Origin of the sequence: Amycolatopsis halotolerans (assembly GCF_042647905.1) — a bacterium.
Lineage (GTDB): Bacteria > Actinomycetota > Actinomycetes > Mycobacteriales > Pseudonocardiaceae > Amycolatopsis > Amycolatopsis halotolerans.
In genome coordinates, this window is record NZ_JBHRWI010000004.1 from 339,380 (window position 1) to 352,073 (window position 12,694).

Annotated in this window: 5 protein-coding genes; all 5 read left to right on the top strand. The window is 70.2% G+C overall.

The genetic code is table 11. From position 1 onward, the window contains the following. The first annotated feature begins 1 nt into the window (after position 1). Genes ACFORO_RS04170 through ACFORO_RS04190 form a run of 5 tightly spaced genes read left to right on the top strand, consistent with a single transcriptional unit; the run spans position 2 to position 12,689 of the window. Positions 2-271 carry an acyl carrier protein gene (locus ACFORO_RS04170; protein ID WP_344269413.1) on the top strand — a complete coding sequence of 90 codons (270 nt, stop codon included), beginning with the start codon at positions 2-4 and terminating at the stop codon, positions 269-271. Further along, positions 264-824 carry a DUF2786 domain-containing protein gene (locus ACFORO_RS04175; RefSeq protein WP_377869564.1) on the top strand — a complete coding sequence of 187 codons (561 nt, stop codon included), beginning with the start codon at positions 264-266 and terminating at the stop codon, positions 822-824. Before ACFORO_RS04170 ends, ACFORO_RS04175 begins: the two co-directional genes overlap by 8 nt. Further along, positions 821-2,041 (top strand): acyl-CoA dehydrogenase family protein, encoded by a 1,221-nt coding sequence (locus tag ACFORO_RS04180; RefSeq protein WP_377869565.1) that lies wholly within the window; start codon positions 821-823, stop codon positions 2,039-2,041. The genes ACFORO_RS04175 and ACFORO_RS04180 overlap by 4 nt, the downstream gene beginning before the upstream one ends. Further along, on the top strand, positions 2,032-3,012 hold the full coding sequence (sbnA, locus tag ACFORO_RS04185) for a 2,3-diaminopropionate biosynthesis protein SbnA (protein ID WP_377869566.1): 981 nt from the start codon (positions 2,032-2,034) through the stop codon (positions 3,010-3,012). Before ACFORO_RS04180 ends, sbnA begins: the two co-directional genes overlap by 10 nt. Next, the gene (locus ACFORO_RS04190; protein ID WP_377869567.1) at positions 3,009-12,689 is read left to right on the top strand and encodes an amino acid adenylation domain-containing protein; all 9,681 of its coding nucleotides are present in this window, start codon (positions 3,009-3,011) and stop codon (positions 12,687-12,689) included. The genes sbnA and ACFORO_RS04190 overlap by 4 nt, the downstream gene beginning before the upstream one ends. The last annotated feature ends 5 nt before the right edge of the window (positions 12,690-12,694 follow it).

The window sequence follows — 12,694 nt, forward strand, 5'->3', positions numbered from 1 at the left end:
CATGACTGAGACCGCGCAGACCCTGACCGAGGACCGGATCGTCGAGGGCATCACCGGCGCGCTGGGCGCGGTGCTCGAACGGGACGTCGCCGACCTGTCCGCGGACACCCGGCTGTCCGACGCCGGCCTCGACTCGACCGGCGTGCTGGAACTGCTGATGCAGCTCGAGGACACGTTCGGCATCGAGTTCGACACCGAGAACCTGGAGATGCAGCACTTCGAATCGGTGCGTTCGCTCGCCGCGTTCGTCATCGCGGAAATCCGTGCCTGACCCGGTGCCGTGGCAGGAGTACCGGCGCGTCGCCCGGGAACAGGGCGTCGCGCCCGCACTCAAACTGCTGCGGACGACGCGGCGGACGGGCGCGATCGCGGCGGCCCCGGCGGGAGAACTGCCCGCCGGGACGGAGATCTTGCGGCAAGCCGACCTTCCCGGCGGCGCTGTCGCGTTCGCCCGGGGCCTGCCGGACGCGCCCGCGGGGCCGGAGCTGTTGTGGGTGCGGCTGGGGCTTTCGCAGTGGCTGCTCGACGAGTGTCTTCAGTACCTGGGCGAGCGGCGTTCCGGTGAGGAGTCGTTGCTGCGCAAGCAGATGATCCAGGACTGCCTCGCGACCGCGCTCAACGGGCAGCTGGCGGTGGAAGCGGATCTGCTGGCGGACGGGAGCGCGGCTCCCGCGCGAGTGCGGTATCTGCATCAGTGTCTGTCCGATGTGGACAGGAAGCTGCTCGGCCTGCTGGGAGCGAAGGGATTCCTGGCTGGCGAGCCGGGCGAGGTCGCCGACGTCTCGGAGCTGCTCGCGAGCTTGCACGAAATGGGGACGACGTGACGGGCACGGTACTGACCGAACCCTTGCTGGCGCTACGGGATCTCGCCGCGGAATGGGCGACCGATCTCCGCGCCGCCGGAGCTGTGCTCGACCGCGATCCCGAGGCCACTGCCGAGCTCGCTGATCTGCCCGCGGCGCGCTGTATGGCGCAACTGCTGGTCCCGGCGGAGTACGGCGCGGAAGGTATCAGGGTCGCCGGGCACCGGTTCAACGGGATGACCGCACTGGAACGGACGGTGCTGCTGGAGGAGTTCGCCCGGGGCGACGCGGGCGCGACGCTCGCCGCGCCGGGCGCGTCGATGTCCGGCGTCCTGATCGACGTACTCGGGGACGCCGAACAGAAAGCCTGGTTCTACGGCAGGCTCGTCGACCGTCCAACGTGGACCTTCTTCGCGCTCACCGAACCGGACGTGGGCTCCGACGCGAACGCGCTGACCACCAGCCTGACGCCCGGCCCAGACGGCGACTTCGTCCTCAACGGCCGGAAACGCTACGTCGGCAACGCTTCCCGCGCAGGCATGGGCGTGGTCTTCGCCCGCACCGCGCCCGGCCCGCTCGGCGTGCGCGCGGTCCTCCTGGACACCGCTTCCCCCGGCTTCCACGCCGAACCGCTGGGCATGCTCGGCTTGCGCGGCGCCCGGTTCTGCGCCCTGGAGTTCGACGGAGTACGCGTCCCCGCGAACCGGGTGCTGGGCCAGCACCTTTCCCCGACCCGGCGCGGGATGTGGGCCGCCACGCTGACGTTCAACCGGCTCCGCCCCGGCGTCGCCGCCATCGCCGTCGGCATCGCGCGGGCCGCGCACGAGTACGTCCGCGCCGAGGGCGGCCTGCTCACCGGCGGCGCGGCGGGCGAATGGGACCAGCTGGGCTACCGGATCGAGAGCGTCCGGAACCTTGTTCACCTCGCGGCGATGGAGGTCGACGCCGGGGGCAGCCGCGGCGGGCACCTCGCCTCGTCCGCGAAAGCCGAGGCGAGCCGGCTCGCCGAAGACGCGACCAGAGCCGCCTGCCGGTTCTTCGGGCCGAGCGCGCGCTGGACGCATCCCGTGCTGGACAAGCTGGTTCGCGACGCGCGCGGCGTCGAGTTCATGGAAGGCACCGCGAACATCCAGAAACTCATCGTCTTCACCGGGCTGCTCGCCGGCAAAGTCGGCCGCGGCGAGTCGTTCCCGGCGCTGAACCGCCCCTTGGGCACCGGAGGTTTGCCGTGCGGGTGATATCCGCCCCTCAGGAGTTCACCGTCCCGGATCTCTATGTCGACCTGCGCCGGTTCGTCGGCCGCGACCTGTTCGTCAAATGCGAGGGCTTCAACTTCGCCGGGTCGATCAAGCTCAAGGCGGCGCTCGAGATCGTCGAACGCGCCGAGCGGGACGGCCAGCTGCGCCCCGGTGCCACGATCGTCGAAAGCTCGTCCGGGAACATCGGCGTCGCGCTCGCGATGGTCGCGGCCAGCCGGGGATACCGGTTCATCTGCGTTACCGACGACCACTGCACGCTGTCCGCGCGGCAGCTGATGCAGAACTACGGCGCCGAGGTCCACGTGCTGACCGAGCCGCACCCGGTGGAAGGCCTGGTCGGCGCGCGGCAGCGGCTGGTGGAGAGCCTCTGCGCGGAGCACGCGGACTACGTCTGGCTCGACCAGCACACCAACCCGGGCAACTGGACCGCGCACTACCGGACCACCGGCCCGGAGATCCTGCGCATGTTCCCCGGCCTCGACGTGCTGTTCGTCGGCACCGGCACGGCCGGGACGCTGATGGGCTGCGCCCGCTACCTGCGCGAGGCGCGCCGGTCGATCCGCGTGGTCGCGGTGGACAGCGTCGGCTCGGTGAGCTTCGGCGGCCCGCCCGGGCCGAGGCAGATCCCCGGGCTGGGCTCCGCGATCCGCCCGGCGCTGCTCGACGAGTCCTTAGTGGACGACGTGGTGCACGTCGAGGAGACCGAAACCGTCGAGATGTGCCGGACGCTGGTGCGGCACGGCTTCCTGTTCGGCGGCTCGACCGGCACCGTCGTCGCCGGCGCGCTGTCCTGGCTCGCCCGCGAGGACCGCGACCTGACCGCCGTGGCCATCTCCCCGGATCTGGGCGACCACTACCTGGACACGGTCTACCGGGACCACTGGGCCGCCGACGCGCTCGGCCGGGTGCCCGAGCAGACCACCGACCGACTTTCCGAGGTGCCGCGATGACTGCTGTCGAGACCAGCCTGCCCCTGTCCACGGCCCAGACCGACGTCTGGTTCGACGAGCAGCTGTCCGGGGGCGGCCTTGCCTACGCGATGGCCGACTACCTGGACATCTCCGGCGACCTCGACACGGCGGCGTTCATCGAGGCGTTCCGCCTGCTCACCGACGAGGCCGAATGCTTCCGCGCGCGCTTCTTCGAGGTCGACGGCGAGCCGCGCCAGATCGTCGAGCCGTTGACCGAATTGCCGGTGCGCTTCCTGGACCTGTCCGGCGAAGCGGACCCCGAGGCGGCCGCGCTCGCGTGGATGCACGAGGACCTGGCCCGGCCGTTCTCCGTCACTGATTTCCCGCTGTTCCGCGCCGCGCTGCTCACGCTCGGCCCGTGTCGGCGATTCTGGTATCTCACCACCCACCACCTGGTCGGCGACGGGTTCAGCGCCGCGATCTGCCACCGGCGGATGGGCGAGCTGTACACGGCCGTGCTGACCGGCGCGGAGCCCGCGGGCCGTCCGCTGCCGCCGTTCCGGGACCTGCTGGAATCCGAACTCGCCTACCAGACCTCGACGCACCTCGGGCGGGACCGCGAGTTCTGGAGCAGCCACTTCCGCACCGTCCCGGACTTGATCAGCTTGTCCGGCAAGGAACCCGCACCCGCTCGAGGCTTCCTTCGCCGCACGCTCGCCCTGCCCGCCGATTCCGCCGCAGCTGCGCGGAAGGCAGTGGCGCAGGCCGGGGTGACCCTGCCGACCTTCCTGCTCGCCGCGATGGCCGCCTACACCGAACGCCTTTCCGGCATCCAAGACCTGATGCTGACCGTCCCGGTGGCCGCCCGCGCGGGTGTCCGGACGCGGACGATTCCGGGGATGATGGCGAACTACCTGCCGTTGAAAATGCAGGTCACGCCCGCGATGACTCCGCAGCTGCTGCTGAAGCAGGCCTCGCGGGAACTCGCCCGCACGCTCAAACACCAGCGGTACCACGTCAACCAGATCCGGCGCGACATCGGCGTGCGAAGCGACGAACGGCGGCCGTTCGGCGGTCCGTTCGTCAACGTGCTGCCCGCGGATCCCGGCCTGCGGCTCGGCGACTGCGTGACCCGGGTGCGGAACCTGTCCACCGGGATCACCAACGACCTGTCCATCACGGTCCTCGACGAGCCCGGCGGCGGGATCGAACTGCACCTCAACGGGAATCCCGACCTCTACGACGAGCCCGGAGTGGACACTCACCTGCACCGGTTCGCCGGGTTCCTGGACCGCTTCGCGCGCGCCGATCCGGACGCGCCGCTCGCGCGCATCGACGTCGCCGATGCGCAGGAGCGCGAGGAACTGCTCGCGGCCGGACTGGGCGCTAGTGGCCCGGTCGGCGCGGGCGTGGTGGAGCGAGTGCGCGCGCAGGCTCCGGATGCGGTCGCGGTGGTCGACGCTGCCGGATCGGTGAGCTATGCGGACCTGGTCAGGATGGCCTCGGCGTTGTCGCGGCGGTTGCCGGTGGGGCGCGTGGTTGGCGTGCTCGCTGGCCCGGGGAGCGGCTTCATCTCAGCGGTTCTCGGCGTGTTGGGCGCGGGCGGTGCTTACGTGCCGCTGGATCCGACGCTGCCGTTGGCGCGGTTGCGCGACTTGGTGGCGGACAGCAGTGCGGCTTGCGTGGTCGCCGCACCGGAGTTTCGAGACGTCGCGGCGGAGCTGCCGGTGGACGTCGTGGAGCTGGACGGCACGGTTGATGCCGAGCTGGCACCGGTGGTGGGTGCGGACGATGACGTGGCGTACGTGATCTTCACGTCGGGGTCGACCGGCCGTCCCAAGGGCGCGATGGTTTCCCGGCTCGGGATGATGAACCACCTGCTAGCGAAGGTGGCGGACCTCGGGCTGGGCGCGTCCGACGTGGTGGTGCAGAACGCGCCGCTGACGTTCGACGTGTCGGTGTGGCAGATGCTCGCGCCGCTGGTGGTCGGCGGTCAGGTCCGCGTGGTGGGCCGACAGATCGCGGCGGACCCGGAGACGCTGTTCGGCTTGGGGATGTCGGTGCTGGAAGTGGTGCCGTCGTTGCTGCGGGCCGCGTTGGACTTCTGGGACGCCGGTGGCCCGCCGGAGCTGGCCGGATTGCGCTGGCTGGTGGTGACCGGCGAGGCGTTGCCGCCGGACCTGTGCGTGCGGTGGTTCGGGTATTTCCCGGAAATCCCGCTCGTGAACGCCTACGGGCCGACCGAGTGCTCGGACGACGTGACGCACGCGGTTCTGTCCAGCGTGGACGATGTGCGCGGGGTGCGGACGCCGATCGGTCTCCCGGTGCGGAACACCCGGCTGTACGTGCTGAGCGACGAGCTGCGCCCGGTCCCGGCGGGTGCCGCTGGCGAACTGTACATCGGCGGTCTGGTGGTCGGACGCGGTTACGTGGGCGATCCGGCCAAGACAGGTTCGGTGTTCGTCGCGGATCCGTTCGGGGAGCCGGGCACCCGGATGTACCGGACCGGCGACCGCGTGGTGCGCCGGGACGACGGTGCGCTGGAGTTCATCGAGCGCCGCGACTTCCAGGTCAAGATCCGCGGCCACCGCATCGAACTCGGCGAGATCGAAGCCACCCTGCGCGAACTGCCCGAGATCGCGGACGCGGTCGTGGTGGTGCGCACCGACGACGCCGGGACCAAACGGCTGGCCGCGTACCTGGTCGGGACCGAGCCGGTTGACATCCCTTCGGTGCGAAGCGAACTGCAGCAGCGGCTGCCGGACTACCTGGTGCCGCCCGCGATGGTCGTGCTCGACGCGATGCCGTTGACCGTGCACGGCAAGGTCGACCGGGACGCGTTGCCAGAGCCCGATTTCGCCGCCGAGGCAGTCGGCCGGGCTCCGCGCAACGCCGTCGAGGCCATCCTGTGCGACGTCCTGGCCGAAGTGCTGACCGTGCCGAAGGTCTACATCGACGACAACTTCTTCGCTCTCGGCGGAGACAGCGTCAGCTCGATCCAGGTGGTCAGCCGCGCGCGCAAGGCCGGGCTGATCATCACCCCGCGCGACCTGCTGGAAGCCCGCACTCCGGCGGCGATCGCGGAGAACGCGGTCCCGGCGGGGGACGAGGTTGCGCTTGAATCCGTCGTCTTGGTCGAACTCGAGCCGGGAGAACTGGACGAGCTGCGGGTCGGCTCGGTCGAGGAAGTGCTTCCGCTCGCCCCGTTGCAACAGGGCATGCTCTTCCACGCCGAACTGGACGCCGAAGGCGTGGATTTCTATGCCGTGCAAGCAATCGCGGACCTCGAAGGACCGCTCGACACCGCCGCGGTCCGGGACGCCTGCGCCACGCTGCTGACCCGGCACACCGCCCTGCGCGGATACTTCCGGCGACGCCGCAACGGGGAGCCGGTGCAGCTGGTCGCCGAATCGGTCGAGCTGCCGTGGACCGAGATCGACCTGACCGTGCTGCCGGAGGACCGTCGCGTGGCGGAGCTGCAGCGATTGGTCGAGGAAGACCGGTTGCGCCGTTTCGACCTCGCCCGCCCGCCACTGGTCCGCTTCACCCTGATCCGGATCGCCGCTGAGCGCTACCGGTTCCTGTGGAGCGCGCACCACATCGCCACGGACGGCTGGTCGGTGCCCATCCTCATCGACGAGCTGGCGCAGCTCTACGCGCGCGGCGCGAAGGCTGAACTGCCCGCGGTGCCGCAGATGCGCGACTACCTCGCCTGGCTGTCCCGCCAAGATCAGGAAGCCGGACGGAAAGCCTGGCAGGACCTGCTCGACGGCCTGCCCGGACCGACCCGCGTAGCACCAGACCTGCCCGCCGCCGCGAACCTGCCCGCGACCGTCGAGTTAGTACTGTCCGAAAGCGACACTGCGAATCTCTATGCGTGGGCGCGGGAACACGAGCTGACGGTCAGCACGATTGTGCAAGCGTGCTGGGCGATTCTGGTCGGCAGGCTGGCCGGACAGCAGGACGTGGTCTTCGGCGCAGTGGCCTCCGGACGTCCCGCGGAACTGCCCGGCGTCGAAACGATGGTCGGCATGTTCGTGAACACCGTCCCGGTGCGGGCTCGTCTGGACCCGGCTCGCCCGGTCCGCGAACTGCTCGCCGAACTGGGGCATCAGCAAGCCTCAATGGTGTCCTACCAGCACATCGGACAGGCCCAGCTGAGCGGAGCCATCCCGGACAGCGGAGAACTCTTCGACACCGCGGTGGTGTTCGAGAACGTCCCCGCCGGCGACGGCGGCCCGCTGGTGAAACTCGGCGAGGACGTCCGCGTGGTCGACGCGGTGACGCTCGATTCACGGCACTACCCGCTCAGCCTCGTCGTGGAGCCGCGCGGCTCCCTCGTCTTCCGCTTCGACTACCTCCGCGAGGCATTCGGCGACGACCGTGTCCGCGGACTGGCGCAGCAGTTCCAGGCGCTGCTCGACACGGTGCTCGGCGACCCGGACCGCCTGCTCGGCCGGATCGACGTGGTGGCCGAACTCTCGGAGACCTTCCTGCTGGGCGCGTCCGGACCGGTCGGTGCGGGCGTCGTCGAGCGGGTGCGTGCACAGGCCGCGGACGCTCTGGCGGTGGTCGATGACTCCGGTGCCGTGAGTTATGCGGAACTGGTGGGGTTGGCTTCGGCGCTGTCTCGGCGCTTGCCGCCGGGGCGCGTGGCGGGCGTGCTCGCCGGTCCCGGTATTGGCTTTATTTCGGCGGTTCTCGGTGTCCTGGGCGCAGGCGGTGCCTATGTGCCGTTGGATCCGACGGTGCCGCTCGCTCGGCTGCGAGGCTTGGTCGAGGACAGCGGCGCGGCGTGCGTGATCGCAGCACCGGAGTTCCGGGAGCTCGCGGCCAGCCTGCCGGTGGACGTCATCGAACTGGACGGCGTCGTCGACACCGAGCTGGCTCCGGTGGTCGGTGCTGACGACGATGTCGCGTACCTCATCTTCACTTCCGGCTCCACCGGCCGTCCCAAGGGCGCGATGGTTACTCGCCTCGGGATGGTCAACCACCTGCTCGCCAAGGTGGAGGACCTGTCGTTGAGACCGTCGGATGTGCTGGTGCAGAACGCCCCGCTGACCTTCGACGTGTCGGTGTGGCAGATGCTGGCCCCGCTGATGGTCGGCGCGCAAGTCCGCGCAGTGAGCCGGGAGACGGCAGCGGATCCAGACGCGCTCTTCGGTTTGGGCATGTCCGTGCTGGAAGTCGTGCCCTCGTTGCTGCGCGCGGCATTGGACTTCTGGGATGCGGGCAGCCCGCCTGAGCTGGACGGGTTGCGCTGGCTGGTGGTGACCGGCGAGGCCTTGCCGCCGGATCTGTGCGTGCGGTGGTTCGAGTACTTCCCGAACATCCCGATGGTGAACGCCTACGGTCCGACCGAGTGCTCGGACGACGTGACCCACGCCGTTCTGTCCAGTGTGGACGATGCGCGGGGTCTGCGGGTGCCGATCGGGCTCCCGGTGCGGAACACCCGGCTGTACGTGCTCGGCGACGAGCTGCGGCCGGTTCCGCCAGGCGCGGCCGGCGAACTGTACGTCGGCGGCTTGGTCGTCGGCCGCGGCTATGTCGGTGACCCGGTCAAGACGGGCTCCGTGTTCGTGGCCGACCCGTTCGGCGAGCCGGGCACCCGGATGTACCGGACGGGCGACCGCGTGGTGTGCCGGGCCGATGGCGCGCTGGAGTTCGTGGAACGCCGGGACTTCCAGGTCAAGATCCGCGGCCACCGCATCGAACTCGGCGAGATCGAAGCCGGTCTGCTCGCCCAGGACTCCGTCACCGACGCGGTCGTCGTCGTGCAGGGCTCCGACGCGGCCAACCGGCACCTGGTCGGCTACGTCGCGGGAACCGCCCGCCCAGAGGATCTGCAGGCTCAGCTGGCCGAGCTGCTGCCCGCGTACATGGTGCCAAGCGCGATCGTCGTACTCGACCGGCTCCCGCTGACCGCACACGGCAAGGTCGACCGCAAAGCCCTGCCCGCGCCGGAAAACCTGACCGGACAGGAGAAACGCGGCCCCCGCACCCCGGTCGAGGAACAGCTGACCCGGCTCTACGCGGAGGTGCTGGGCCTGCCCGAGGCCGGAATCGACGACGACTTCTTCGAACTCGGCGGCCATTCCCTGCTGGCCACCGCGCTGGTCAGCCGGATCCGGTCGGAACTGGACGTCGAACTGCCGCTGCGGGACCTGTTCGAAGCCCGCACCGTCGCCGCACTGGCTGGACGGCTCGCGTCGGCAGGACAGGCTCGCGCGGCGTTCCGGAAACTGGACCGTCCCGATCCGCTGCCGCAGTCGTACGCCCAGCAGCGGATGTGGTTCCTCAACCGGCTCGAAGGCGAACACGGCGGCTACACCATCCCGCTCGCCGTGCGGCTTTCCGGAGAGCTGGACCGCTCGGCACTCGCGGCGGCCGTCGACGATCTGACCGCACGCCACGAAATCCTGCGCACTGTCTTCCCCGACACCGACGGCGTGCCGTACCAGCGCGTTCTCGACGCAGGGGAGCCCCTGCGCACCGCGCCGATGCCCGCGGACCTCACTGCGACCCTGGAAGAGGAAGTCGGCCGCGGATTCGATCTGGCGACCGACCTTCCGTTGCGCAGCAAGCTCTTCGGCCCATCCGAGAACGGCGACCACGTCCTCCTGCTGGTGCTCCACCACATCGCCGGAGACGCCTGGTCCGTCGACGTGCTCGCCCGCGACCTCGCTACCGCCTACGAGGCGCGGCGGTCCGGAAAGAGTCCGGAGTGGACAGAGCTGCCCGCCCAGTACGCGGACTACTCGGTCTGGCAGCACTCCCTCCTGGACGACACCAAGGACGGCGAATCCGCCCGCCTGCTGAAGCACTGGCGGGAAGCGCTCGCCGGGATGCCGGGCGAACTGGCGCTGCCGGTCGACCTGCCGCGCCGTGCCTCAGCGGGCTACCACGGCGGAACCATCGAGTTCGAGGTGCCGTCCACCGTGCACCGCGGGCTCGCGCGGCTCGCGCACGAGCAAGGGGCGAGCCTGTTCATGGTCGTCCAGGCCGCGCTGGCCACGCTGCTCACCCGGCTCGGCGCGGGAACCGACATCCCGCTCGGGAGCCTGGTCGCCGGACGTCCGGACGAAGCCGTGCACGACCTCGTCGGCTTCTTCGTCAACACGCTCGTCCTGCGCACCGACACCAGCGGCGACCCGCACTTCGCCGACCTGGTCGCGCGGGTCCGCGACGCCGACCTCGCCGCCTACGCCCACCAGGACCTGCCCTTCGAACGACTGCTGGAGGCGACGCAACCGGCCCGTTCGATGTCGCGGCAGCCGTTGTTCGGGGTGCTGCTGTCCTTCTACGACGTGCCGCCGTCCGAAGTCAGTCTCGGCAGCCTGACCGCGCGGCCCGAACTGCTCGCCCCGACGCACAAGAAGTTCAAGTTCGACCTGACTTTCCAGTTGGGCCAGCACAAGGGAGAACGCGGTCTGGAAGGCACGCTCGAGTACAACGCCGACGCGTTCACCGCGGACACCGCGCAGTTGCTCGTCGACCGGCTGACGCTCCTGCTGACGGCCGCCGCCGAAGATCCCGGCCAGCCGTTGAGCCGGATCGACCTGCGCACGGTCGCCGAGCGGGCCACCTCAGCCGGGTCGGCTCCCGAGGTTCCCGATGACTTGCTGGTGCCGGGGGACATCGGCCTGCGCGAGCAAGCCAACCGACTGGCCCGGGCTTTGCAGGCGCAGGGCGCGGGTCCGGGGGAGACGGTAACCGTCGACCTGCCGCCGGGCCGCGACCGCTGGGCAGCGATCTTCGCCGTTCTCGCCCTTGGCGCGGCCTGGACGCCGAGCGGGTTGTCTCGCTGCACAGTCCCGGCGGATGTGTCCGGATTCGCCGACACCGACCTCGAGGTGTCGCTGTCCGGGGCGGAGCTGGCCTATCGCGGAGAAGCGGTGTTCAGCCGAGACGCCCTGGCCGCGACAATCGCCGCCCTGCTGGCCGAATTGCCGCTCACGGCCAGCGACCGCGTCCTGGCACCGGACACCGAGTTCGCGCTGCCGGTCGTGCTGGCCGCATTGCACGTCGGCGCGGTGGTGACTGTCGCTCCCGCCGCCGAGATCGCGGAACTCGCGTCGTCGGTGGACCCGAGCGTCGTGGTCCTGACTCCGAGCATCGCGAAAATGCTGGCGCTGCGACCGGGCACTCGGGTGCTGAACTTCGGCGAAGCATTTCTCGACGGCGCACTCAACTGCGAGGGCACCGCGGCGTCTGGCTGGCTCTCGCTGGTCAACGGACGCTCGTTCGCGCACAGCCGTGCCGACGTCCTCGACGAGAGTCGGCAATCAGTGCCTCGCGGCGGCCGAGGAGAGCTGTACTTGGCTGGCGCACCCACCGGCGTCCCCGCCCGCGTCCGCCTGGACGGAACCGTGGAAGTGATTCGCGAGGCCCAGGTACGCGGCTTCGCGATCCCGCTCGGGCAGATCGAAGCGGCCCTGCACCGCCAGCCCTCGGTCGCCGCGGCCGCCGTCGTCGCCGAGGACGACTTGATCGCCTACGTTGTCCCGCAATGGGAACGCGGTGTCGACCCGCTCGCCCTGCGGGAGGCGCTCGCCGCCGAACTCCCCGATTACCTGATCCCGACCGCGTTCGCCGAGCTGGACACCATCCCCGTCGCCCCGGACGGATCCCTGGACCGCGCCGCATTGCCCGCGCCTACCGCGCAGACCGGCCAAGACACAGGGGAAACCGTCGAACTGCTGCGCGCAGCTTTCGCTGAAACCCTCGGTGTCGCCGACGTTGACGTCCAGGCCGGGTTCTTCGAACAGGGCGGCAACAGCCTGCAGTCCGTCCGCCTGGTCGCGCTGGCCAGACGAGCCGGACTCCGGCTGACGGTGGCCGACGTCCTGACCCACGGCAGCATCGAACGCCTGGCTGCACTAGCCGAACGAGCCGAACCCGACCTGGCAGACCTGCCGGACCCCTTCGCGCCGCTCCTGCCGATCCGTCCGACCGGGGCGAAACCGCCGCTGTTCTGCCTGCACGCCGGACTCGGCCTGAGCCTGCCGTACCTCGGCTTGGCGGCCCATCTGCCGGACCGTCCGATCTACGGCCTCCAATCACCCGGAATCAGCGGCACAGAACAGTTCCCGGAGTCCGTCGAACAGGTCGCCGAGGACTACCTGAAACACCTCCGCCGAATCCAGCCCCACGGCCCGTACCACCTGCTCGGCTGGTCTTACGGCGGTCTGCTGGCCTTCGAACTGGCCGTACGCCTTGAGTCCGAAGGCGAAACGGTCGGCTCACTGTCCATCTTGGACAGCTACCCGCAGGACGGCTCCGAAACCGCACCGACCCGGCACGAGCTGCTCGTCGATTTCCTGGAGCACGTGGGCTTCCACGACACCGACGCCGGTGCCGAGCTGACCCCGGCCGACGTCATCGCCGTGCTGCGAAACGGAGACAGCAGACTGGCCGACATCGGCGAGGAACGCATGACCCGCGTCCTCGCCGTGATGGACAACAACGCTGCCTTGGCCCACCAGTACCGCCCGACGAGGTTCACCGGCGCGGTCGAGTTGTTCGTCGCCGCCGAGGGAGTGACCGACGCCGAGGTGGCCGAACGAGCGGGCCGCTGGGTGCCGCACGTGGCAGGACCGGTGCGGACGCACCGGATCGACTGCGGCCACGAATACCTGATGGACCCGCGACCGCAGGCGGAGGTCGGCACCGCGGTGGCGGAAACGCTGAGCACCGGAAGCGAGGAGTCGCAGTGACCACG